The following is a 24650-nucleotide window of genomic DNA, read 5'->3' on the forward strand; positions in this document are numbered from 1 at the left end:
GGGTTGCAGGGTTTGCTCGGCCATCGGAGCGATTTTTCGCACCGATGTTTCTTCTTGATTTCCGGCCTTGCTGGGCTAACAATAGAATTGTCCTCCACCGATAACAACGACAAGGCGGCAAGAACAACGATAACTAGCAGGGGTTGTCGACCTTCATTTATCAACTGCCAAAAGCCAAGAGGAGACTATGCTTTCATTTCAGGATGTTATGGATTACTGCGATCTCGACCGCGGTGAAATAGAAGCTGTCGCGGAACATGAACACATACCGATGACAGTAGCGGCGGAGATGGGCGAGTTTCTGCTTTGTACGCCGGATGGCGTCTGTCGGCTGCATTCGATGATTATCGACAACATGCAGCAGGCGCTTGATGCCGGCCATTACGAGCATGCGCAGGAGTTGGCGAAGACTTACGAACACCTGCAACGCTCCCACCCGATCCCGAATCACTGAGTTTATTCCTCGCCCTCGAGGAACTCGCCGGCCATCAGCCGGCATAAGGCTCCCGCCCTTGCGGCCGGAGCCTTTCTTTTGGCCAACGAAAAAGCCGGCAAGCGCCATCAGGCGCTGGGCGAGGCACTCCGGTTCTGGCCAAAACCGTGTTCGACGGCGTACAGCGCGACCTGCACGCGGCTGCTCATGTTCAGCTTCTTGAAGATGTTCTGGACGTGGATCTTGACCGTGCTCTCGGCCAGGTCGAGCTTGCGGGCGATTTCCTTGTTGCTTTCGCCCTGCGCCAGACTGGCCATGATGTCGCGTTCGCGCGGCGAAAAACGATCGCGTTCGAGCATCGCCGGCTCCCCCTTGGGCGAGGCCCGGACGCCCTGGATCAGCTTGGCGGTCATCTGCTGCGATACCACCGAATCCCCTTGCGCCGCCCGCCGGATGGCGTCGATCAGCGTATCGGTTTCGATATTCTTCAGCAGATAGCCGCTCGCCCCGGCCCGCAACGCGTCCATCAGATCGCGCGCATCCTCGGAAACGGTCAGCATCAGCACATGGACATCGGGCATCTCCTCGGCGATCACCTTGACCGCTTCCAGTCCGGAAATACCGGCCATGTGCAGATCGAGCAACACGACATCGGGCTTCAGCGAACGGGCGCGCTTGATGCCTTCCAGCCCGTCGCCGGCCTCCCCGACGACGTCGAAATCGTCGTTGCGCTGGAGCAGGGACTTGATGCCGCTGCGGAACAGGGTGTGATCGTCGACCAACAGGACACGGATTTTTTCGCTCATTTCAGACAGCCTCTTTGATTTTTCTCGGCAGGTTCAGCGTAACGCACGTACCCTCGCCAATTGTCGATGTTATCCGACATTCGCCGCCGACCCGATCGGCCCGCTCGCTCATGATCTGCAGGCCGACGTGACGATCGGACAGGACGTTCGGATCATGCTCCGTGTCGAAGCCGCTGCCGTCGTCCCGTACCTCGATTTCGAGAGCCCAGGGCGTCCGCCGCAGCGTCACCTGGACATGGGTCGCCCCGGCATGCTTGCGGATGTTGGACAGCGACTCCTGGATGATGTGCATGATCTGGACCTCATCCGTAGACATCAGCGGCAGGCCGCTGCCGATCTGCTGAAAATCGGTCGAGATGCCGGTCTGCCCTTCGAATTTGGCCAAGGCCGCGCCGATTGCCGTCTCGAGATCGGTTTGGTGCACGCGTGTCCGGAAATGGACCAGTAGTTCGCGCACGTCGTCGTAACTTTCCTGCACCCCTTCGCGCAACTGCCCGGCGGTCTGCATCGCCTCATCGGCCTTGCCCTTGCGCAGCGAATCCTGCAGCAGCTGAACCTGGATATTGAGGAAGGCCAGGCCCTGGGCAATCGAATCGTGCAACTCCTGGGCCAGCAGATTGCGCTCTTCGGAAATGGCCAGCTCCATTTCCCGCGATTTCAGACGCTGATTTTCGATGGCGACGCCGAGATGCTGACCGAGCGTTTCGAGCAAATGCCTTTCCTGCGCCGAAACCGGGTGGGTCTGCAGGAAGTAGAGGTTGTACACCCCGAGGCGCTGCTTGCCATGGATGATATTGAAAGCCGTCGCCGTGGCGAATCCTTCGCGGATGCAACTGCCCAGCTTCATGCCCCTGGGCGGATTCACCGTATCGAACACCGCCGGCATGCCGCTCTGGATCACTTCGCCGCACAGGCACTCGCCGCAGTTCAGCTCGCGTTCGCGCTCGAGAAAGGCCTCGGACAGCCCCTCATGGGTCACTAGGTAGAGTTTCTGCGACTCCGGCATGTACAGTCGCACGGCGCCCGCATCCGCCCCGAGCGCCGATTTGATACGGTCGAGAAAGCCCTGGCAGAGCGCTTCGAGAAGCAGCGGTTCGCTGAGCAGCGAGGTCACTTCGTAGAGGATGCCGAGTTCGTGGTTGCGCTGCGCCAGATTGCGGGTTTCCGCCGCCACCCGCTGCTCCAGCGTGCTGTAGACCGACTGCAGGTGGCCGGCCATCTGATTGAAGCCACGCGCCAGACCGCCGAGTTCATCGTCGCTGGTCACCGGCAGGCGCACCGTCAGGTCGTCACCAGTCATTTGGCGCATGCCGTCATGCAGGACACCGACCGGGCGGATGACCAGGGCGAACAGGAAACGGATCAGCACGAAAGTGCCGATCATCGCCAGCACCACCAGCAAGCCCTGGACGGTCCGCAACAGGTTGGTCTCCTGGGTGTAGCTGCGCTCCATCGCCAGCACCAGTTCGTTGATCCGGCTGACGAACGGTTCCAGCTCGCTTTCCAGGCGATCGAGCGCGGCAGCCCGCTGGTCCGGATTGCCGGCCAGGTATTGTTCGACCAGCGGGCGCAGGGTGCGCATCCATTCCTGCTCGACCTCAAGCAGTCGCTGCTCGACCTCCGCATTGCGCGGCGACGACAAGGGGCGCGCCGCGTCCCCCCCTTGCAGGTCGCTCAGCACCTTGTTGAAACGCTCGACCTCGGCGCCCAGGGCGGTGGTCAGCGCCGGGCTTGGCTCTTTCACGCCGCGCACCATCAGATGGGTCATCCGATAGGTGCGCATGCGCTGGCTGCCGGCATCGTTGATCGCCGCCGCAACACCTTCCAGTTGCCAGGAAATGACCAGGGTCAGGCCGCATGCCACAGTGGCGATGAGCAGGAAGACGATCAGCGTGCCGACGATCTTGTGCGACAGTTTGGCCGGTTTGGCGAACATCGAAATCCAACGCGAAGGAAAGGACAAACCTTAGCCCCGCAGCGGAAAAAAAGGCAATGACCTGGATCAAGATAAAAAATGCCCGCCGCTTTGCAGCGGCGGGCAAATGTCGCGTTGAGAGCGGCGACGATAGAGATTACATCCCGTTCAGGCTGCGACTTTCTCGACATGCGCCTGTTTCTCGTAGAGGAACTCGAGCACCCTGGCGCGACAATCGATGTAGGCCGGATCGTGGGCCAGCACCAGGCGCTGGCGCGGCCGGCCCAGCTTGACCTCGAGAATTTCGCCGATGGTCGCGGCCGGCCCGTTGGTCATCATCACGATACGGTCGGCGAGCAGCACCGCCTCGTCGACATCGTGGGTGACCATGACGGTAGTCGCCTTGGTCATCTCGCAGATTTTCATCAGCTCGTCCTGCAGGCGGGCCCGGGTCAGCGCATCGAGCGCGCCGAACGGCTCGTCGAGCAACAGCACCTTGGGCTCCATCGACAGCGCCCGGGCGATGCCGACGCGCTGCTTCATGCCGCCGGAGACTTCATGCGGATACTTGCTGCTGGCGTGATCGAGACCGACCAGGTTGATCGCCGCAGCGGTCCGCGCCTTCAGCTTGGCCTTGCCTTCCTTGGCCCCGAAAACGCGCTCGACGGCCAGGTAGACGTTCTCGAAGCAGGTCAGCCAGGGCAGCAGGCTGTGGTTCTGGAAGACCACGGCGCGCTCCGGGCCCGGCCCGGCGATCTCCCGCCCGTCGCACAGGAGCACGCCGCTGGTTGGCTTGGTCAGGCCGGCGATCAGGTTGAGCAGGGTCGATTTGCCGCAACCGGAGTGGCCGATCAGCGCGATGAACTCGCCCTTGTCGATGCCGAGGTCGATATTACGCAGCGCGACAAACTTGCCCTTCTTGGTATCGAAGGTTTGACCGACGGATTCGATCTGTACGAATTTTTCCATGACGTTCTCCCGGATCAATCAGATTCTTTGGTCAGCTTCCTGGCGAGCAGGATCAGGCTTTGCTCGAGGATCAGGCCGACGATGCCGATGACGAAGATGGCGATGATGATGTGCTCGACCTTCAGGTTGTTCCACTCGTCCCACACCCAGAAGCCGATACCGACGCCGCCGGTGAGCATTTCAGCGGCGACGATGACCAGCCAGGCGGTGCCGATCGACAGCCGGATGCCGGTCAGCATGTAGGGCAGTACGGCCGGGAAGAGGATCTTGGTGACGATCTTCCATTCCGACAGCGCCAGCACGCGGGCGACGTTCAGGTAGTCCTGCGGCACGCGCTGGACGCCCTGGGCGGTGTTCATGATCATCGGCCAGATCGAGCAGATGAAGATCGTATAGGTCGCCGCCGGGTCGGCCCGCTTGAAGACGAGCAGGCCGATCGGCAGCCAGGCGAGCGGCGAGACCGGGCGCAACAGGCTGATGATCGGATTGATCATCGCCGCCAGGAAAGCCGAGCGGCCGAGAATGAAGCCGAGCGGGATGCCGACCAGCGCGGCAAAGCCGAAGCCGATGCCGACGCGCTGCAGCGACGACAGCACGTTCCAGCCGATGCCCTGGTCGTTCGGTCCGTTCTGGTAGAACGGGTCGGCGAACAGCACAACGGCCGCGTCCCAGGTTTTGCCCGGACCGGGAATGCTGCCGCCCTTGAGGGTGGCGACATACCAGACCCCGAGCAGGATCAGCAGGCCGAGCAGCGGCGGCAGCACGGCGCCGCCAAGGGCGCGCAGCCGGTCGGCGAACGGCGTGCCGGCATCGGCGACGGGCAGCGTTGCAGTTTTTTCCATTGTCTTTTCCTTGGCCGGTTCGGCGGCAACGGCCACGACCAGCTTTTCCTGGCAAAAATCACCGTCTATCGTCAGTGCGCTCATGGTTTTTCTCCTGAGCCGCTGCTTCCCGGTCCAGCCGGAAGACAGCGGCATTAGTTACGCGCTTAAGCCTTGACCTTGAAACCGTCGGCGTACTTGGCCGGGTCCTTGCCGTCCCAGACCACGCCGTCGATCAGCTTGTGGCTGCGCATCTCGCTCTTCGGCAGGGTGACGCCGGCCGCAGCCGCCCCCTGCTTGTAGATGTCGATGCGATTGACCTGTTTGGCGATCGCCAGGTAATCCGGATGGCTCTTCAGCAAGCCCCAGCGCTTGTGCTGGGTCAGGAACCACATGCCGTCGCTGAGGTAGGGGAAATTCACCGCCCCGTCGTTGAAGAACTTCATGTGGTTCTTGTCGTCCCAGCTCTTGCCGAGACCGTTCTGGTAGCGGCCGAGCATGCGGGCGACGATGACTTCGGTATCGGTATTGACGTAGGCCTTTTGCGCGATGACTTCGGCCGTCTTCTGCTTGTTGGGCAGCGAGGCATCGATCCACTTGCTCGCATCGAGGATCGCGGCGACCACGGCGCGGGCGGTGTTCGGGTTCTTCTGCACCCATTCGGCGGTGGTGCCGAGCACCTTTTCCGGATGGTCGGTCCAGATGTCCTGGGTCGTCGTCGCGGTGAAGCCGATGTTGTCCATGATCGCGCGGTTGTTCCACGGCTCGCCGACGCAGAAACCGTCCATGTTGCCGACCCGCATGTTGGCGACCATTTGCGGCGGCGGCACGGTGATCGTCTTGACGTCCTTGAGCGGGTTAATGCCCTGCGCCGCCAGCCAGTAGTACAGCCACATCGCGTGGGTGCCGGTCGGGAAGGTCTGGGCGAAGGTGTATTCCTTCTCTTTCCTGGCGACCAGCTTGGCCAGGCTGGGGCCGTCGATCGCCCCCTTGTCCTTCATCTGGTTGGAGAGCGTGATGGCCTGGCCGTTGTTGTTCAACGTCATCAGGTTGGCCATGTCCTTCTTCGGCCCGCCGATGCCCAGTTGCACGCCGTAGATCAGGCCGTACAGCACGTGGGCGCAGTCCAGCTCACCATTGACCAGCTTGTCGCGGACCGAGGCCCAGGAGGCTTCCTTGGTCGGGATGATCTTGATGCCGTACTTTTCATCGAACTTGTTGACCGCCGCCATGACCACGGAGGCGCAATCGGTCAGCGGGATGAAGCCGATACGGACTTCCTTCTTTTCGGGGGCGTCCGAACCAGCGGCCCAGGCACCACTGCGAACGCCGGGGGGTACCATGGCCATCAGAGAGGCTCCCAAAGCGGCTGAAACAAAATCACGACGAGTGAAGGATGGCGCGGCTTCCGCCGGGCCTGCGAGTGCCGGTTTGCTGTCTTCCATAATTTGCTCCTTGATTGCGAGAATCCAAAAACAAAATGGGCGTCACATCCTGGCTGCCGGTTGGCAGCTCGGATGGACGCCCTTGTCCCTTGAGTCGGCAAGCGCTCGACTCTCGCCCGGCCGCCTTTGACCGTGCGTTTTGGAATAGCTATCGCAATGGTCGTGCCAGGGCTAGTTCAAACGAACTAAGCCTGGCGAAGCCTATGGTTTTACTGGGATTTTCTTTACCGGCCGCGGCGCTGACGGCGCGCCGGCGATGCACTGTTGCAGTGCAGCAGGCGTGGCGCCCGCACAATAACAGGGAGGTTTAGAGCAGCACCCGGGCCATGTCGATGACATCGCGCGCCACTTTCGCCATCGTCTGGCCGCGTTCCATCGCCAGCTTGCGCATGGCGTGATAGGCCGCATCTTCGTCCAGCCCGCGCGCCTTCATCAGCACGCCTTTGGCCTGGTCGACCAGTTTCCGGTCGCTCAGCTTCTTCGAAGTCTCTTCCAGCTCGCGGCGCAGGGCTTGCGTATCCTCGAAACGGGCGCGCGCCACCTCGACGATGGGCTTGATGCGCTTCGGGTCGAGGCCATCGACGATGTACGCCGAGACGCCCGCCTTGACCGCATCGCGGATGGCTTCCTGGCCGTCTTCCTGGGTAAAGATGACGACCGGCCGCGGCATGTTCTTGTGCATGGTCGCCAGGTGCTCCAGCGTGTCGCGGCTCGGGCTGTCGGTATCGATCAGGATCACATCCGGCTGAAGTTTTTCGACCTCGGCCGTCAGGTTCTCCGAACCGGCCAGAATGGCCGCCACCTGATAACCGGCGAGCGCCAGCCCGGCGCAGATTTCTCCGGCCCGCGAGCGGGATTCGTCAATGACAAGAACGGTCAGCATGGAGGAGCTCAGGCAAGCTCCATACCAGCCGAGACGAGGGCCGCATCGGCCATCGCCTGAACGACCATCTCGTTCTCGCCGACCGCCCCGCCGAGCACGAATTCGACGGCCGGGTAGGTCGAGCCCAGGGTCGCCAGCATCGCCGGCACCTCGTTCTTCAAATGTCCGCCACGGGCGATGAACATCGGCATGACGACCACTTTATCCGCCCCGCCGGCGACCAGCGCGGCGGCGCAGTCGGGCAGCGTCGGCGCCATGAATTCGAGAAAGGCCAGTTCGACCGGGATCCCGGCGACCCGCTGGCGGACCGCCGCCTGCACGCGGCGCATCGGATTGGCCCATTCCGGGTCACGGGCACCGTGGGCAAAAAGGATCAGGGCTGTGGCCATGGCTGAGGTCTCGTTGGTTGGAAAAACTCGCAGCCAGGTCGGCCCGAGCGAGCCGCGATGTTAAAGCAAAGAATCGGTGAGCGGCGAAGCGATATAACGTGGACTCACAAGCGCAGCAAAAAGATCCCGACCACGACGACCAGTGCCGCGGCGAGCGCCGGCCCAAGCTTGCCTTCCTTGAACCACAGGCAGCCCAGCAACACCGCGAAGACCACTGAAGTCTCCCGTAGCGCGGCGACCATGGCGATCGGGGCCTGCGTCATCGCCCACAGCACAGTGGCGTAGGCGGCCATCGAACAGACGGCGCCGACCACGCCGAGCCGCCAGTTGCCGCGAAAATAGACGAGCATGGCGCGGCCCTGACGGCGATAACTGAGGCCCAGGATGAACAGCGGTTCGAGGACGAACAGGCTGAAGGCGTAGCTGAGCGGCGCGCCTGACAGCCGGGCGCCGTAGCCATCGACCACGGTGTAGGCGGCGATCGCCCCGGCATTCATCAAGGCGGCCCGCGTCGCCGGCTGGCCGAGCAGGGCGCGCAGCGAATTGCCCGAGGCGAAGCCGATGCCGATCACCCCGCAACAGATCAGCACGATGCCCAGCCAGTCGTCGGCCCTGAGCGGCTCGCCGAGCAGCGGCCCGGAGGCCAGGGCGACGATCAGTGGCGGCACGCCGCGCATGATGGTGTAGCTGAGCACCAGACCACCCCCTTCGTAGGCCCGGATCATCCAGATGATGTAGATCGTGTGCAGCGCCACCGAGGCCAGCAGAAACGGCCAGGCGGCGGCCTTGGGCAGCCCGAAGAAGAGCACGCCGCCGACGCTGAGCAGCGAACTGGCGGCCGACAGCAACAGCGTGAAATGCGCCTTGTTGCCGGCCCCCCGGATCAGCGCATTCCAGCTGGCATGCAGCAGGGCGGCGCCGAGCACGGCACCGGCCACACCGGTACTGAGGCCGACCTCAAGCACCGCACTCGACCTGCAGCGCGCTTTCCAGGATGGCGAAAGCCTGCTCCAGATCGGCTTCGTCGATATTCAGCGGCGGCGCCAGCACCAGCACATTGCCCTGCCCGACCTTGAACGACAGGCCGGCCGACAGGCAGCGGTAGAGCACCGCCTCGGCCAGATCGCCGGCCCGGCGCCCGGCATGGTCGCGCAGTTCGACGGCGAGCAGCAGGCCGGCGCCGCGCACCTCGGCCACCGCGCCACAGCCGGCGGCGATGGTCTGCAGGCGACTGAGCGCCTCGGCTCCGAGCCGGCGGCTGCGTTCGATCAGCTTGTCCTCGGCCAGCACGTCGAGGGTGGCCAAGGCTGCGGCGCAGGCCACCGGGTTCTTTTCATGGGTGTAGTGACCGAGCGAAATATGCTGGCCGACATCGAACTCGGCCCGGGCGATCAAGGCGGCCAGCGGGAAGACGCCGCCGCCCAGGCCTTTGCCGATAACCAGCATGTCCGGCACGATGCCGTAGCGTTCGATGGCGAACAGGTGGCCGGTCCGACCCAGCGCAATCGGAATTTCGTCGAGGATGAGCAGCGCGCCGTGCCGGTCGCAGGCCGCCCGCAGCCGTTGATAGTACTCGGGCGGCGGGATCTGGACATCGGTGCAGCGGATGGTTTCGACGATGACCGCGGCGACGTCGCCCTCCTTTTCCAGGCAATAGTCGATGTAATCGACGCAGCGCAGGGCGCACTGGCCGCCGCAACCGAAGATGCAGCGACCTGGATCGCAGGGCGGCACATGCTCGCTGCCCGGCAGCAGCGGGCCGATGCCGCGGCGGAAGACCGCCTCGCCGCCGATCGAAATGGCATCCAGCGAAGCCCCGTGAAAGCTGTCCCACATCGACAGCGTCTTGAAGCGGCCGGTCACCAAGCGCGCCAGTTTCAGGGCCATGCCAATCGCCGCCGTGCCGCCGGGCGCCAGCAGCAGCTTGTTGTCGCCGCCCGGCGCCGCCGTGCATAGGCGACGCGCCAGGTCGACCGCCGGCTGGTTGGTATAGCGGCGCGGGCTGAACGGCAGGGTATCGAGCGTTTGCTTGATCGCCGCGACCACCCGCGGATGACCGTGGCCGATCTGGTGCAGGCTGTTACCGTGAAAATCGAGAATGCGCCGGCCTTCGACATCGGTCAGCCAGGAACCGCCCGCCCCCGCTAGGCCGTTCAGGCACGGCGTGGACATCGACTGATGGAGGAACCAGCGGGCATCTTCATCGAGTAACCGGCGGCTGGCCGGGCCGATGTTTTCCGCCTGCCAGGCCTGCCGGCGGTCACCCAGGTTGATGTCGCCCTCGGCGCTATCGATGTGCTTCTGCATGCTTGCTACTCCGCGCAGAGATTGAAAAGGAAGCGGCCTAGCCGATCGGCCGTTGCTGCTGCATCCGCGCTTTGCCGCCCTGGGCGTGGCGGTAGAGCGCTTCGCCGCTGGCCGTGGCATCGCCGGCCGCCAGACAATCGACAATCGCGCTGTGCTCGTCGGCAAACAGCGGAATCGCCTGCGGCACCAGCAGGTTGCGCCGGCGGAACAGGGCCAGTTGCTTGACCAGGCGTTGATAGATTTCGCTCAGGCTGCGATTACCGGCAAAGCCGATCAGCCGGTCGTGAAAAGCCAGGTTGAGCCGATGGAAGCGGTCCACGTCGTTGCGCCCGGCGACTTCCTGCATTTCGTCGGCCAGGGCGCGCAAGGCGGTGACCTGCTCGGGCGTGATGCGCGGCGCCAGCAGGCGGCCGGCCGTCGCGTCGAGGCCGGCCCGAACGTCGTAGATTTCCGCCGCCTCGTCGAGATCGATCTCGCGGACGAAGGCGCCGCGGTTCTTCTCCTGGCGGATCAGGCCGCTCTCCTCGAGCATCCGCAAGGCCTCGCGCAGCGGGCCGCGCGACACGCCGAAACGCTCGGCGATGGCCGCCTCGTTGAGCTTCGTGCCGGGCGGCATTTCCCCGGTCAGGATCAGGTTTTCGACGGCATCGGCCATGAGCCGCGTCAGCGAAGTTCGCTGCACCAGCGCCAGGGCGGAATCGGTCGAGTCGGCTAGGGTTTCGGGCATGGCCATGAGTTCCACAAATCCTTGATTCTATCGTTCGGACTATTGTTGATTGTCAACAAACTGCAATAAACAAAAAATACCATGAGCGCAGTTTAGCCACGCGGTATGTCACGGAGATTACAGCGCGGTCCCGTCATCAATCTGTCGTTTTCCCCGTCCAGACTCCGGAGAGGTCCGCCAGCCGGTCCTTCCCGATTCTTTCACCAGCAGGAGATTGCACGATGCACATCAAACTTATTGCCAAGTATCTGACTTTCGCAGGCCTTGCCCTGGCTGCCGCCCTTCCCGCCCACGCCGAAAAGACCGTGCTCAATGTGTATACCGCACTCGAAACGGATCAGCTCAAGGCCTACCAGGAAGGCTTCAACAAGGTTTATCCGGATATCGAACTGAAGTGGACGCGCGACTCGACCGGCATCGTCACCGCCAAGCTGCTGGCCGAAAAAGCCAAGCCGGTGGCCGACGTGATCATGGGCGTCGCCGCTTCCAGCATGGTCGTCTTCGAGCGCCAGGGCATGCTCCAGCCGTACGCGCCGGCCAATCTGAAGAACATCACGCCGCGCTACCGCGCCGCCGCCAATCCGCCGAGCTGGGTCGGCATGAATGTCTGGGGTGCCGCGATCTGCTACAACGTCGTTGAGATGCAGAAACAGGGCCTGCCCAAGATCGAATCCTGGAAGGATCTGCTCAAGCCGGAATTCAAGGGCAAGATCGTCATGCCCAACCCCGCCTCGTCCGGCACCGGCTACCTCGACGTCACCGCCTGGCTGACCGTCTTCGGCGAGAAGGGCGGCTGGGAGTACATGGACAAACTGCACGACAACATCGCGGTGTACACCCATTCCGGCTCCAAGCCCTGCAAGATGGCCGGCGCCGGCGAATTCCCGGTCGGCATCTCGTTCGAATACCGGGCCAACGCCACCCGCAACCAGGGCGCGCCGATCGACATCGTCTATCCGAAGGAAGGTCTCGGCTGGGATATCGAGGCCATCGCCATCGTCAAGGGCACGCCGCAGCTGGCCGCCGCCAAGAAGCTCTCCGACTGGGCGTCGACCAAGGAAGCCGCCGAGCTGTACGCCAAGAACTTCGCCGTCGTCGCCCTGCCCGGCGTCGCCACCCGCCTGAAGCACGTGCCGACCGACTACGAGCAGCGCCTGGTCAAGAACGACTTCAACCTGATGGGCAAGAACCGCGAGGCCGTGCTGACCGAGTGGCAGAAGCGCTACGCCGGCAAGTCCGAACCGAAAGCCAAGTAAGCGCGCACTACCGGCCGGTGGCGCCTTGCCGCCGGCCATTCTGAGGTTCGGAACAAACATCATGGCTCAGCTAACCATTCGACAACTGGTCAAGCGCTTCGGCAATTTCCTTGCCCTCGACGCGATCGACCTGACCATCGAGCGCGGCGAATTCGTCGTCCTGCTCGGCCCCTCGGGCTGCGGCAAGACGACGCTGCTGCGGGCGATTGCCGGCCTCGAAACGCAGGATGCCGGAAGCATCGTGCAGGGCGCCGTCGACATTTCCCGCCTGCCGCCGGCCCAGCGCGACTACGGCATCGTCTTTCAGTCCTACGCCCTCTTTCCCAATCTTTCGGTGGCCGAAAACGTCGCCTACGGACTGCGCAACCGCAAGGCCGACCGCCAGTTGATCAAGCAACGGGTCGGCGAGATGCTGACCCTGGTCGGTCTGCCCGGCAGCGAGGAAAAATACCCGGCCCAGCTCTCCGGTGGCCAGCAACAACGGGTGGCCCTGGCCCGCGCCCTCGCCACCTCGCCGGAACTGCTGCTGCTCGACGAACCGCTGTCGGCGCTCGACGCCATCGAGCGGCTGCGCCTGCGCTCCGAAATCCGCAGCCTGCAAACCCGCCTCGGTGTCACCACGCTGATGGTCACCCACGACCAGGAAGAAGCGCTGGCCATGGCCGACCGCATCGTCGTGATGAACCACGGCCGCATTCAGCAGATCGGCGACCCGCAAACCGTCTATTGCCAACCGGCCAACGATTTCGTCGCCGACTTCATCGGCCGCACCAATGTCTTGCGCGGCACGACGCGCGAAAACCGCCACATCGAACTCGGTAATCTCCGCCTGCGCCATCGCGACGACATGGCTCCGGGCATCGCCGCCCGCTTCTATGTTCGCCCCGAGGAAATCAAGCTGTTCGATACGCTGGATCGTAGCGAGAACAGTTTCTACGCCCATGTCCTCAAGGCCGAATACCTCGGCTCCTACCTGCTGGTCACGCTGGCCGCCGACCACTGCCCGGGCATGGCGCTGGTCGCCCAGTTCGCCACCAATTATCTGAACGGCTGGCCGATCGTGCCCGGCGCCACGCTGCGCATCGGCATCCCGCCCGCGGCCATCCGTCTGGTCGCCGACGAACAATGAGAGGCCCGACCGTCAGCCTCAAGAAGACGCTCGACGAACGCCTGTCGGCGCTGCTGCTGTTACTGGCGGCGCTCGCCTTGTCGCTCTTCCTGCTCGCCCCGCTCGGCGCCATCCTGCTCGGTAGCGTGCAGGCCGAGGGCGGCGGCTACACGCTGCAGCGCTTCAGCCAATTCTTCACCGCCCCCGGCACCGCGACGGCAATCTGGAACAGCCTGTGGATCAGCGCCCTGGTCACCGCGCTGACCTTGCCGCTGGCCTTTTTCTACGCCTACGCCATCCAGCGCAGTTGCACGCCGCTGCGCGGCTTCTTCCGGCTGGTCGGCATGTCGCCGCTGCTCGGCCCGTCGCTGGTCGGCGCCATTTCCTTCATCCAGTGGTTCGGCACGCAGGGCGTGCTCAAGTCGTGGCTGGCCGGATACAGCGTCTATGGCCCGATCGGCATCGTGCTGTCGGCGGTCTACGCGACCTTCCCGCACGCCCTGATGATCCTGCTGGTGGCGCTCGGCACCGCCGACGGCCGGCTCTACGAAGCGGCCGACGCGCTGAGCACCTCGCGCTGGCGCAAGTTCACCACCATCACGCTGCCCGGCGCCAAGTACGGCCTGATCAGCGCCGCCATGGTGGTCTTTTCCTACACGATCAGCGACTTCGGCATTCCCAAGGTGATCGGCGGCAACTTCCAGATCCTGGCCGTCGAAATCTACATCCAGGTCGTCGGCCAGCAAAACTTCAACCGCGGCGCGGTGATCGCCCTGCTCCTACTGCTGCCGGTACTGCTCGCCTTCCTGATCGACTGGCGGGTCCAGCGCAAGCAACAGGCCAGCCTGACGGCGCGCGCCGTGCCTTACGTGGCGCGCCGCGAAGGCCGGCGCGATGGCGCGCTGTTCGTCTATTGCGCCCTGCTCGCCATCGCCCTGCTCGGCGTGGTCGGGATGACCGCCTACACCTCGCTGGTCCGCTTCTGGCCGTACAACCTCGAGATGTCGTTCGATCATTACGTGTTCGGACTGGCCGATGCCGGCGTCCTCGACGCCTATCTGAACAGCCTGCGAATCGCCGGACTGACCGCGCTGTGCGGCACGCCGTTCATCTTCGTCACCGCCTACCTGCTGGAGAAAAGCCGCGGCGGCTGGCCCTGGCTGCGTTCCGCCGTGCAGGTCGTGGCCACGCTGCCGATGGGCGTGCCGGGCATGGTGCTCGGCATCGGCTTCATCCTCTTCTTCAATCACCCGCAGAACCCGCTGAACGGGCTCTATCACACGCTGACCATCATCGTCGTGGCCAACGTGGTGCATTACTACACCTCCTGCCATCTGACCTCGCTCACCGCACTGAAGAACATCGACCGCGAATTCGAGGCAGTGTCCGCATCGCTGAAGGTTTCGCAATTCGTCACCTTCTGGCGCGTCACGCTGCCGCTGTGCCTGCCCGCCGTGCTGGAAATCGCCCGCTATCTGTTCATCAATGCGATGACCACCGTTTCGGCCGTCGTCTTCCTCTACTCGCCGCACACGCTGCCGGCCTCGGTATCCATCCTCAACCTTGACGAGGCGGGCGAAATCGGCCCGGCCACGGCGATGGCGACGCTGGTCGTGCTGACCTCGGCCGTCGTCAGCCTGGCCTATAGCCTACTGACCAACCTCGTCTTCAAACGCCACCAGGCCTGGCGCAACGTCAGGCGCTAACCCCCGGAGAAACCATGTACGCCATCGACCGCGACCCACTTCTGCTGACCCCCGGCCCGCTCACCACCTCGCTGCGCACCAAGCAGGCGATGCTGCACGACTGGGGCTCATGGGACAGCGCCTTCAACCAGATCACCCGCACCGTGTGCGAGCAGTTGCTGGCCATCGCCCACGGCGAAGAAAGCCACGTCTGCGTGCCGCTGCAGGGCTCCGGCACCTTCTCGGTGGAAGCCGCGCTGGGCACGCTGGTGCCCAGGGACGGCAAGGTGCTGGTGCCGAACAATGGCGCCTATTGCGCCCGCATCCTGAAAATCCTCGGCTATCTCGGCCGCGCCGCCGTCAATATGCCGGTCGCCGAAGACCAGCCGGCTTCGGCGCAGGCCATCGAAGCCGCGCTGATCGCCGACCCGGCCATCACCCACGTCGCCCAGGTCCATTGCGAAACCGGCACCGGCATCCTCAACCCGCTGCCCGAGATCGCCGCCGCGGTCGCCCGCCAGGGCCGCCGGCTGATCGTCGACGCGATGAGCACCTTTGGCGCCATCGAGATCGACGCCCGCCACATGCCCTTCGATGCCGTCATCGCCGCGTCCGGCAAATGCCTGGAAGGGGTGCCCGGCATGGGTTTCGTCATCGCCCGGCGGAGCGCGCTGGAACAGAGCGCCGGCAATTGCCACTCGCTGGCCATGGACCTGCACGACCAGTGGACCTACATGCAGAAAACCACGCAATGGCGCTTCACGCCGCCGACCCACGTCGTCGTCGCGCTGCATGCCGGGCTTGAGCAATACGCCGAAGAAGGCGGCCTGGCGGCGCGGGTCGCCCGCTACGCCGGCAACTGCCGGACGCTGATCGAGGGCATGGCCGGGCTCGGCCTGCGCCCCTTCCTGGCGCCGGCCGTCCAGGCGCCGATCATCGTCACCTTCCATGCCCCGGCCGACGCCAATTACCGGTTCACGGACTTTTACGAGGCCGTCCGGGCCCGCGGCTTCATCCTCTATCCGGGCAAGCTAACCGAGGTCGACACCTTCCGCATCGGCTGCATCGGCGCGCTCGACGACCAGGACATGCACAAGGTGGTCGCTGCGGTGGGCGCCACGCTCCAGGCCATGGGCGTTGCGGTCAATGGCTGAGCAGCGGCGCGGAGCACCACATGAATCGTGACATCCTGATCATCGGCGGCGGCATTTTCGGCGCCAGCATCGCCTATGCGCTGGCCCGGCGCGGCCTCGGCGAGCGCGTGCTGCTGCTCGAACGCCAGCAGCTGGCCGGCGCCGCCACCAGTCGCGCCGCCGCCCTCGTCACGCTGGTTCGCGACAAGTCGCATTTCATCCCGCTGGTCCAGGAAACCCGCCGGGCGATCGAGGCGATGCGTGCCGACTTCTCGGAAGATGTCGGCCTGCGCCAGGTCGGCGCGTTGTACGCCAGCAGCACCGCCGGCGCCGCCGATCTCGACCGGCTGGCCGCCAGTTGTGGCGAATTCGGCATCCTCAGCGAAAAGCTGACGCCGGACGAGGCGATCCGCCACTCGCCGTGGCTCAACCCGGCGGCCTTCGACACGGCCGTGCTGTTCCCGCAGGAGGCCTATGTCGAACCCTATTTGCTGAGTACCGCCTACAGCCGTTCGGCGGCCCACCTCGGCGTCCGCATCCGGCTCGCCGCCGATGTCCGGCGAATCTGCTGCGCCAACGACCGGGTCAGCGGGGTCGAACTGCGTTCCGGCGAAGTCCTGCCGGCCGCCATCGTCATCAATGCCGCCGGCGCCTGGGCCGGTCTGCTCTGCGCCGAACTCGGCGTGCCCCTGCCGATGGCGCCGGTCCGCAGCCAGTACTGGATCACCGAGCCGGACGCCATTTTCCCGCGCCAGGGACCGATCGTGCTGCTGCCGGAAATTCGTGCCTACGCCCGGCCGGAAATCGGCGCCCTGCTCTTCGGCATCCGCGAAAGCCGCACGGCGGTGGCCGATCCCCGGCTGCTGCCGGCCGATCTGAGCGGCTTCGTTTTCGACCCGAGCGATCCGGACGGCTGGGAAAACCTGGCCGACGGCGCCGAGCAACTGCGCCGCTACTTCCCGGCCATCGATCGCCTGGGCATCGCCCATTACATCACCGGCCCGTCGAACTACACGCCCGACGGCAATCTGGTCGTCGGCGCGGTCGACCGCATCGCCGGGCTGTTTGTCGCGGCCGGCTGCAACGGCGCCGGCATTGCCGTGTCGGGCGGCGTCGGCCGGCTGATTGCGGAACAGATCACCGACCAGGCCTGCTTCGTCGACGCCGCCCCGCACCGGGTCGAACGGCAGGGCCTTTTCGATCCCTTCGCCCCCGAATTTCTCAATCTTTGCGCCGCCGCCCGCTCGCGCAAGACCTCGGGCTAAGCAAGCCCGCGGCATTCAACCCATTTCAGGAGACAACCCATGACCACCACCCTCGAAGCCGTCATTTTCGACTGGGCCGGCACCACCGTCGATTTCGGTTCTTTCGCCCCGACCCAGATTTTCGTCGACGCCTTTCGCGAAGCCTATGGCTTTGAACTTTCACTGGCCGAAGCACGCGGCCCGATGGGCCTCGGCAAGTGGCAGCATATCGAAGCCCTCGGCCGCGACCCGGCAATCGACGCCCGCTGGCGCACCCAGTTCGGCAAACCGATGGGCGTCGACGACATCGATACCCTGTACAAGACTTTCCTGCCGCTGCAGGTCGAACGCGTCGGGCAACACGCCGAGCTGATTCCCGGCACGCTGGAAACGGTCGCCGAATTGCGCCGGCGCGGCCTGAAAATCGGCTCGACCACCGGCTATCCGCGCCTCGTCATGGAAACCCTGATGCGCCATGCCGAGGAGAACGGCTACCGCCCGGACTGCACGGTGTGCGCCGACGATCTGGCGGCCGGCGCCCGCCCCGGCCCGTGGATGGCGCTGCACTGCGTGCTCGACCTGAAAGTCGGCAGCGTCGCCCACTGCATCAAGGTCGACGACACCCTGCCCGGCATCGAAGAAGGCCGCAACGCCGGCATGTGGACGGTGGCGCTGGCCCTGTCCGGTAGCCCGAGCGGCTTGACCCAGGCCGAATTCGCCGCCGCCGCGCCGGCCACGCTGGACGACATCCGCGCCCGCGTCACGCCGCCCTTCCTGGCGGCCGGCGCCCACTATGTGATCGACAGCATCGCCGACCTGCTGCCGGTGGTCGACGCCATTGCCGGGCGCCTCGCGGCCGGCGAACGGCCCTGAAGCTCAACCCAGGCGCACCGCGCCGAGCACGATGACAGCGAGCAGCAAGACGAAGGAAACGCTCTTCCAGAAAATCACCGGATTGCGCTCGATCAGCGGCGGCCGGGTCTTGTTCAGGAAAGCCTGGTTCGGGTGATGAAGGTCGTAGATGAACTCGGATAACTCCTCGTAACGGGCCTGCGGATCGGGCTCGACGGCCTTGCGGATGGCGTCGTCGAGCCAGGCCGGGATCTCGCGTTCGTCGTTGAGGACCGATTGATAGACGAGCTTGCGTTGCGCCGCCCGGGTCCGCGCCTTGGCGACCTCGACGCCGTACGGCAGCCGGCCGGAAAGCATCTGGTAGGCGATCACGCCGAGCGAGAAGATGTCCGAGCGCGAGGAGCCGGCTTCGCCGAGGAAGTATTCCGGCGCGGCGTAGGTGGCGGAACCGAGCAGGTTGATCTGTTCGATCGGCGTGGCGATTTCCATCACGCCGGCCACCCGCGTCGCCCCGAAATCGATGATCTTCACCGTGCCGGTGCTGTCGATCATGATGTTGTCCGGCTTCAGGTCCTGATGCACCATTTCCAGGCGATGGAAGGCCTGCAGGCCCCTGGCGATCTGTTCAAGCAGGCCGCGCACGCTGGCCAGATCGGGCTTCGGGTTGTCGATCATCCACTGGGCCAGGGTCTGGCCTTCGATGAATTCGCTGACGACGTAGATGTAGTTGCGCTTGCGCGTCTGCCAACACGGCTTCAGCACATGCGCGCTGTCGATCCGCCGGGCGATCCACTCTTCCATCAGGAAGCGTTCGAGATAGGCCGGGTCGCCCTGCAGGTCGACGGAGGGAGTCTTGATGATCACCCGTTCGCCGGTTTCGCCATCGACCGCCAGATAGATATGGCTGCGACTGCTGCCGCGGACTTCGCGGACGATCTGGTAGCCGTCGAAATTCATCCGCGCCTCAAGCAGCGGCGCGAACGGCAGCTCGGAAACCTGGCGATAGATCTCATTGGCTTCCGGGCTGGGCAATTCGTCGATTCTGACCAGCTGGACGGTCAGGTTGTCGGGGCTGCCACGCCGGTAGGCTTCGCCGACGATGGCTTCGGCCGCCGGCGCCAGGTCGCCGGGGCAGTCATTGATCGCGGCCCGGATGAAATCGCCGTCAACATGCTCGTAGACGCCATCGCTGGCCAACAGGAAGAGATCGCCCGGGACAATCTGCAGCGAGCGGTAATCGATGTCGAGCTTGCGGTCGATGCCGAGGGCGCGGGCCAGGTGGCTTTGCGTCGATGACACCCAGACCCGGTGGTCCTCGGTCAGTTGCTCGAGCAACTCGCCGCGCAGCCGGTAGATCCGCGTATCGCCGACGTGGAAGAGGTGCGCCGTGGTGGACTTGATAACCAGGGCGCTCAGGGTGCATACATAGCCGCGGTCCTTGTCGTAGCGGTGCTGGCTTTGCTGGGTCTGCGAATGCAGCCAGGAGTTGGTGGCGACCAGGACGCGCTCGGCGGCGGTCCGCACCGACCAGGCTTCCGAGGTGCAGTAGTAGTCTTCGAGAAAGCTGGTGACCGCCGACTGGCTGGCGATCTGGCTGACTTCGCTGCTGCTGATCCCGTCGGCCAGCGCCACGGCGATGCCCTTGGCGCTGAGTTGCGGCTCGCGGGGCACGGCGATGCCGTGGAAATCCTGATTGCTCGCCTTGCGGCCCTTGTCGGAATATTGTCCGACGGAGATTTTCAGTTGATGGCTCATCTTTAACCCGAAAAAGCCCCAGCCCGGTGGCGGGCTGGGGCTTGGCCATTGTCCGCCGAATTAGGCGAAGGTGCGCTTCGGCGCCGTCCGGATGTGCGTGGCGTACAGCGTCAGGCCGGTGAACGCCAGGCCGCCGACCAGGTTGCCGAGAACCACCGGGATCTCGTTCCAGATCAGGTAGTCGAGGATGGAGAAATTGCCGCCCATCATCAGGCCCGACGGGAAGAGGAACATGTTGACCACGGAATGCTCGAAAGTCATCGCGAAGAAGACCATGATCGGCATCCACATGGCGATCACCTTGCCGCTGACGGTGGTCGAAATCATCGCCCCGACGACGCCGGTGGACACCATCCAGTTGCACAGCATGGCCCGGATGAAAATGGTGAACCAGCCCATCAGGCCGTATTTGGCGTAGCCGAGCGTCCGCGCTTCGCCGATGTGGCCGATCTTGGTGCCGATTTCATTGGGCGGCGTCGAGAAGCCGTAGGTGAAGATGAAGGCCATCAGGAACGCCACCGTCAGCGCGCCGAGAAAGTTGCCGGTGAACACGATGCCCCAGTTTTTCAGGATGGCCTTGATCGTGACGCCGGGCCGCTTGTCCAGCCAGGCCAGCGGCGTCAGGACAAAGACGCCGGTGAGCAGATCGAAACCGAGCAGGTAGAGCATGCAGAAGCCGACCGGGAAAAGGATCGCGCCGATCAGCGGCGAACCGGTCTGGACCGAGGCGGTGACAGCGAACACGGCGGCCAACGCGAGGATGGCGCCGGCCATGTAGGCGCGGATCAAGGCATCGCGGGTGGCCATGTAGATCTTCGATTCACCGGCATCGACCATCTTCGTGACAAATTCGGACGGCATTAGGTAAGCCATGATATTTCCTTTTTAAATCAGTTGTTTTTGTTCAATGCGAGCGGCCATCAGAGGGCCAGCAGGACTTGGCCGTCTTCGACCTTGACGGCGAACTTGCCGCACGAACCGACATCCGGCGCCACGGCTTGACCGTCGTCGAGGCCGATGTTCCAGCCATGCAGCGGGCAGGTGACGCGCCGGCCGTGCACGATGCCCTGAGACAGCGGCCCGCCCTTGTGCGGGCACTTGTCGTGCATGGCGAACACCTGGTCGTCGGCGGTGCGGAAGATGGCGATATCGCCGCCGGTAGCCGGCCGGACGATGCGCGAGCCGAGCTGCGGAATGTCTTCAAGCGGGCAAATCAGTTTCCAGTTACTCATTTTTCTCTCCTCGTATTCGGTTTTCAGGCGACGACCGTGATTGGGATGAATTGCTTGATCGCTTCCGGTTCGCGCGACGTTGCCCACGGATCCTTGGCATCCTTCAGCGAGTCGAGCAGCGCGGCATACAAGGCCTTGCGGCCTTCTTCATCCTCGACGATCTTGACCTTGACGTAGTCCATGCCGACGCGCTCCAGGTAATGGCAGGTGCGCTCGAGATACCAGCCCTCCAGGCGATAGAGCTGGAGGAAGGCGCCGGAATATTCCATGACGTCTTCGTCCGAACCGACCTTGCACAGGAACTGGGCGACCTCGGTCTTGATGCCGCCGTTGCCGGCGATGTAGATCTCGTAGCCGGAATCGACGCCGATGATGCCGACGTCCTTGATGCCGGCTTCGGCGCAGTTGCGCGGGCAGCCGGAGACGGCCAGCTTGACCTTGTGCGGCGCGTACATGTCGAACAGCATCTTTTCCAGCTTGATGCCCATCGACATCGCCAGCTGCGTGCCGAAACGGCAGTGCTCCATGCCGACGCAGGTCTTCACGGTGCGGATCGACTTGCCGTAGGCGTGGCCGGAGACCATGCCGGCGGCGTTGAGGTCGGCCCACATGGCCGGCAGGTCTTCCTTCTTCACCCCGAGCAGGTCGATGCGCTGACCACCGGTGACTTTCACCGTCGGCACGTTGTACTTCTCGGCGGCATCGGCGATGGCGCGCAGTTCCTTGGGATTGGTCAGGCCGCCCCACATCCGGGGCACCACCGAATAGGTGCCGTCCTTCTGGATATTGGCGTGCGCCCGCTCGTTGATGAAGCGCGACTGCGGATCGTCCTTGGCTGCGTGCGGCCAGGTCGAGATCAGGTAGTAGTTCACCGCCGGCCGGCACTTGTCGCAGCCGTCCGGCGTCTTCCACTCGAGTGCCGTGAAGACGGCTTCCTTGCTGGTCAGATGCTGGTCGCGGATGGCCTCGCGGACCATCTTGTGCGACTGCTCGGTGCAGCCACAGACCGGCTTCTTGTCGGAGGCGGCCGGGGTGTAGGCGCCGCCGATGGTCGAGGCGAGGATTTGCTCGACCAGGCCGGCGCAGGAACCGCAGGAGGAAGCCGCCTTGGTGTGCTTCTTCACCTCGTCCAGCGTGAACAAGCCCTTTTCCTTGATGGCCTTGACGATGCTCCCCTTGGTCACGCCGTTGCAGCCGCAGACCTCGGCACTGTCGGCCATCGAGGCCGCCTTGCTGTTGCCGGCATGACCGACGTCGCCGACCAGCGACTGGCCGAAAATCAGCTGGTCGCGGATGTCGTGGATGTCGCGGCCATCCTTCAGCAACTGGAAGTACCACGGGCCGTCGGCCGTGTCGCCGTACATCACGCCGCCGACCAGCTTGTTGTCGCGCACCACCAGCTTCTTGTACACGCCGCCGTAGGGGTCGTTGAGGACGATTTCCTCGGTGCCCTCGCCGCCCATGTAGTCGCCGGCCGAGAACAGGTCGATGCCGGTGACTTTCAGTTTGGTCGAGGTCACCGAACCGGTGTAGCGGCCGATGCCGTAATTGGCCAGATGGTTGGCGGCGACCTTGGCCTGCTCGAAGAGCGGCGCGACCAGGCCGTAGGCGATGCCGCGGTGGCTGACGCATTCGCCGACGGCATAGACCTTCGGGTCGTAGGTCTGCATCGTGTCATTGACCACGATGCCGCGGTTGCAGTAGATGCCGGAGGCTTCGGCCAGCGCGTAGTTGGGGCGGATGCCGGCGGCCATCACGACGAGGTCGGCCGGGATCTGCATGCCGTCCTTGAAGCGCACCGCGGCCACCCGGCCGCTCTCGCCTTGGACCAGCATTTCGGTCTGCTTCTGCAACAGGAACTTGAGGCCCTTGTCTTCGAGCGACTTCTGCAGCATCTGGCCGGCCACTTCGTCGAGCTGGCGTTCGAGCAACCATGGCCCGATATGCACCACGGTGACGTCCATGCCGCGCAGCTTCAGGCCGTTCGCCGCTTCCAGACCGAGCAGGCCGCCGCCGATCACCACCGCGTGCTTGTGCAGGCGGGCGGCTTCGATCATCTCGTCGGTATCCTTGATGTCGCGGTAGCCGATCACGCCGGGCAGGTCGTTGCCGGGAATCGGCAGCATGAACGGCGTCGAACCGGTGGCGATCAGCAGGCGGTCGTAGGGCGCTTCCGTGCCGTCATCGGCGATCACCTTGCGGCTGACCCGGTCGATCTGGCTGATCTGCTTGCCGGTGTGCAGCGTGATGCCCTTTTCCTGGTACCAGTCCAGTTCGTTGAGAACGATTTCCTGGATGGTCATTTCGCCGGCCAGCACCGGCGAAAGCAGGATGCGGTTGTAGTTCGGGTGGGGTTCGGCGCCGAAGATCGTGATGTCGTAGTGATCCGGCTTGATCTTCAGCAGTTCTTCGACGGTGCGGACACCGGCCATGCCGTTGCCGATCAGGACGAGACGGGGTTTGCTCATGGTTGACTCCAACGTTGCGCGCACCCGAAGGTGCAAAATTTACTTCAGCGCATGACGTCGTTGCCACCAGACCGCCCCCGTTGGCGGTTGATTCGCTGTACCGGGCTACTCCTTGCAATCAGTATGCCAGCGTTACAGCCTATTGATTTATTGCAGTTTTTACGAATTCACCCCGGCGATGCCGCACCAAACGAGGGCATCATCCTCCACCGCGGTGCAGAATCGGCTTCAGTTGCCGCCGGTCGCCAGGCCGGTTGCCTCGACGGCGACAATCGCCTTGGCCTGATTGAAATCCTCGGCATAGCCGCTGGCGTAGAGACAACAGGCGAGCTGATTGGCGATCGGCTTGGGTAGCGGGATCTGCTTGTCGAGAACACGCTTTATCCACTTGGCGGTGCTCACCGCATCGTTGGCTTCCGGCAGGCTGGGCAGGGTACGCAGGCTTTCGTGCTCGGCCTCGAACAGGATCTCGACCCCACCTTGCTGGACATACTCCAGACGCGGCCGGCGCTTCGGGTTGGCGAACGGTTCGCCTTCGGTACCGCGCAGCAACAATCCGCGCTGGCCGCTATTGACCAGGATGTCGCGCATCAGGTCGATGAAATCCGGGTGGGTGGCCGGCGCGACCAGCACCGCATCGCCGTCGAATGGCTTGAGCAGCTTGACCAGACTGTGCGCGCTGTTGCGGACGCCGATCCGGCTGCGCAAGGCGAGCAGGTTGTGAATGCCCGGACACAAGGCCGACAGCGGCAGGAAGGCCAGGCCTTTTTCCTCGAGCGCAATCTGCGCCTGATTGGTCGACGCCACCGGCATGATGCCCAGTTCGCGGAAGATGTGACCGGAGGTGATCCGGCCAAAGCCTTCAAGCAGGCCGTGGACCAGCACCGGCACGCCAAAGCGCTGCAACAGCAGAGCCAGCAAGGGCGTCAGGTTGGCTTCCTTGCGGCCGCCGTTGTAGGTCGGCAGGACGATCGGCCGGACCCGGCCATGCGGCATCTCCAGCCGGTTGGTGCGCTCATCGACCGCCGAGAGAAAACCGAGCATCTCGTCGAGCGATTCGCCCTTGACCCGCAGACCGAGAATGAGCGCGCCCAGTTCAAGATCCGGCACGCCGCCGTCGAGCATCGCCGCGTAAAGCTGACGCGCATCGTCGAGCGGCAGGTCGCGGGCGCCCTCGGCGCCACGGCCGATTTCCTTGATGTATTGTCCGAAGTTCATAGTC

At 64.2% G+C, this 24650-nt stretch carries 22 protein-coding genes; 7 read left to right on the forward strand and 15 right to left on the reverse strand.

The window, feature by feature from the left end; genetic code table 11:
• Positions 1–187: 187 nt before the first annotated feature.
• Positions 188–454: a hypothetical protein gene (locus tag KI611_RS17780; protein ID WP_226416985.1), complete on the forward strand. Its 267-nt coding sequence runs from the start codon at positions 188–190 to the stop codon at positions 452–454.
• A gap of 107 nt (positions 455–561) precedes the next feature.
• On the opposite strand, the gene KI611_RS17785 is transcribed toward KI611_RS17780, so the two are convergent.
• From KI611_RS17785 to KI611_RS17830, 10 genes are all read right to left on the reverse strand, one after another.
• On the reverse strand, positions 562–1239 hold the full coding sequence (locus tag KI611_RS17785; RefSeq protein WP_226416986.1) for a response regulator: 678 nt from the start codon (positions 1237–1239) through the stop codon (positions 562–564).
• A 1-nt stretch (position 1240) separates the two neighbouring features.
• Positions 1241–3175 (reverse strand): type IV pili methyl-accepting chemotaxis transducer N-terminal domain-containing protein, encoded by a 1935-nt coding sequence (locus KI611_RS17790; RefSeq protein ID WP_226416987.1) that lies wholly within the window; start codon positions 3173–3175, stop codon positions 1241–1243.
• A 147-nt stretch (positions 3176–3322) separates the two neighbouring features.
• Positions 3323–4123: an ABC transporter ATP-binding protein gene (locus tag KI611_RS17795; protein WP_226416988.1), complete on the reverse strand. Its 801-nt coding sequence runs from the start codon at positions 4121–4123 to the stop codon at positions 3323–3325.
• A gap of 14 nt (positions 4124–4137) precedes the next feature.
• Positions 4138–5049 carry a nitrate ABC transporter permease gene (ntrB, locus tag KI611_RS17800; protein ID WP_226416989.1) on the reverse strand — a complete coding sequence of 304 codons (912 nt, stop codon included), beginning with the start codon at positions 5047–5049 and terminating at the stop codon, positions 4138–4140.
• Positions 5050–5111: 62 nt separating this feature from the next.
• Positions 5112–6293 (reverse strand): CmpA/NrtA family ABC transporter substrate-binding protein, encoded by a 1182-nt coding sequence (locus tag KI611_RS17805; protein WP_226416990.1) that lies wholly within the window; start codon positions 6291–6293, stop codon positions 5112–5114.
• A 403-nt stretch (positions 6294–6696) separates the two neighbouring features.
• Positions 6697–7272: an ANTAR domain-containing response regulator gene (locus tag KI611_RS17810; RefSeq protein ID WP_226416991.1), complete on the reverse strand. Its 576-nt coding sequence runs from the start codon at positions 7270–7272 to the stop codon at positions 6697–6699.
• Between the two features lie 8 nt (positions 7273–7280).
• A complete protein-coding gene (locus tag KI611_RS17815) occupies positions 7281–7661 on the reverse strand; it encodes a sirohydrochlorin chelatase (RefSeq protein WP_226416992.1) in 381 nt (126 codons plus the stop codon).
• A gap of 104 nt (positions 7662–7765) precedes the next feature.
• Positions 7766–8626: a DMT family transporter gene (locus KI611_RS17820; protein WP_226416993.1), complete on the reverse strand. Its 861-nt coding sequence runs from the start codon at positions 8624–8626 to the stop codon at positions 7766–7768.
• Positions 8619–9968: an aspartate aminotransferase family protein gene (locus tag KI611_RS17825; protein WP_226416994.1), complete on the reverse strand. Its 1350-nt coding sequence runs from the start codon at positions 9966–9968 to the stop codon at positions 8619–8621. The genes KI611_RS17820 and KI611_RS17825 overlap by 8 nt, the downstream gene beginning before the upstream one ends.
• Positions 9969–10005: 37 nt before the next feature.
• Positions 10006–10695, reverse strand: a complete 690-nt coding sequence (locus KI611_RS17830; RefSeq protein ID WP_226416995.1) for an FCD domain-containing protein — start codon at positions 10693–10695, stop codon at positions 10006–10008.
• A gap of 221 nt (positions 10696–10916) precedes the next feature.
• Here KI611_RS17830 and KI611_RS17835 point away from each other — a divergent pair, with 221 nt between their 5' ends.
• From KI611_RS17835 to phnX, 6 genes are all read left to right on the forward strand, one after another.
• Positions 10917–11951, forward strand: coding sequence for a putative 2-aminoethylphosphonate ABC transporter substrate-binding protein (locus KI611_RS17835; RefSeq protein ID WP_226416996.1), 1035 nt, complete (start codon positions 10917–10919; stop codon positions 11949–11951).
• Positions 11952–12012: 61 nt separating this feature from the next.
• Positions 12013–13080 (forward strand): putative 2-aminoethylphosphonate ABC transporter ATP-binding protein, encoded by a 1068-nt coding sequence (locus KI611_RS17840; RefSeq protein ID WP_226416997.1) that lies wholly within the window; start codon positions 12013–12015, stop codon positions 13078–13080.
• A complete protein-coding gene (locus KI611_RS17845; protein WP_226416998.1) occupies positions 13077–14765 on the forward strand; it encodes a putative 2-aminoethylphosphonate ABC transporter permease subunit in 1689 nt (562 codons plus the stop codon). Before KI611_RS17840 ends, KI611_RS17845 begins: the two co-directional genes overlap by 4 nt.
• A 14-nt stretch (positions 14766–14779) precedes the next feature.
• Complete coding sequence (locus tag KI611_RS17850; RefSeq protein WP_226416999.1) at positions 14780–15898, forward strand: 2-aminoethylphosphonate--pyruvate transaminase; 1119 nt, start codon at positions 14780–14782, stop codon at positions 15896–15898.
• A gap of 20 nt (positions 15899–15918) precedes the next feature.
• Positions 15919–17142 carry an NAD(P)/FAD-dependent oxidoreductase gene (locus tag KI611_RS17855; RefSeq protein WP_226417000.1) on the forward strand — a complete coding sequence of 408 codons (1224 nt, stop codon included), beginning with the start codon at positions 15919–15921 and terminating at the stop codon, positions 17140–17142.
• A 39-nt stretch (positions 17143–17181) separates the two neighbouring features.
• Positions 17182–17994 carry a phosphonoacetaldehyde hydrolase gene (gene phnX / locus KI611_RS17860; RefSeq protein WP_226417001.1) on the forward strand — a complete coding sequence of 271 codons (813 nt, stop codon included), beginning with the start codon at positions 17182–17184 and terminating at the stop codon, positions 17992–17994.
• A 3-nt stretch (positions 17995–17997) separates the two neighbouring features.
• Here phnX and KI611_RS17865 read toward each other — a convergent pair whose 3' ends face one another.
• The 5 genes from KI611_RS17865 to ybiB form a co-directional block, all read right to left on the reverse strand.
• Entirely contained in the window at positions 17998–19728 is a 1731-nt protein-coding gene (locus KI611_RS17865; RefSeq protein ID WP_226417002.1) for a bifunctional protein-serine/threonine kinase/phosphatase, read from the reverse strand.
• Between the two features lie 60 nt (positions 19729–19788).
• On the reverse strand, positions 19789–20601 hold the full coding sequence (locus KI611_RS17870) for a formate/nitrite transporter family protein (protein ID WP_226417003.1): 813 nt from the start codon (positions 20599–20601) through the stop codon (positions 19789–19791).
• Between the two features lie 47 nt (positions 20602–20648).
• Positions 20649–20960, reverse strand: a complete 312-nt coding sequence (nirD, locus tag KI611_RS17875) for a nitrite reductase small subunit NirD (protein ID WP_226417004.1) — start codon at positions 20958–20960, stop codon at positions 20649–20651.
• Between the two features lie 23 nt (positions 20961–20983).
• A complete protein-coding gene (gene nirB / locus KI611_RS17880) occupies positions 20984–23428 on the reverse strand; it encodes a nitrite reductase large subunit NirB (protein WP_226417005.1) in 2445 nt (814 codons plus the stop codon).
• A gap of 228 nt (positions 23429–23656) precedes the next feature.
• A complete protein-coding gene (ybiB, locus tag KI611_RS17885) occupies positions 23657–24646 on the reverse strand; it encodes a DNA-binding protein YbiB (protein ID WP_226417006.1) in 990 nt (329 codons plus the stop codon).
• Positions 24647–24650 lie beyond the last annotated feature (4 nt).

The sequence above is a fragment of the Dechloromonas denitrificans genome (genome assembly GCF_020510685.1).
GTDB lineage: Bacteria > Pseudomonadota > Gammaproteobacteria > Burkholderiales > Rhodocyclaceae > Azonexus > Azonexus denitrificans_A.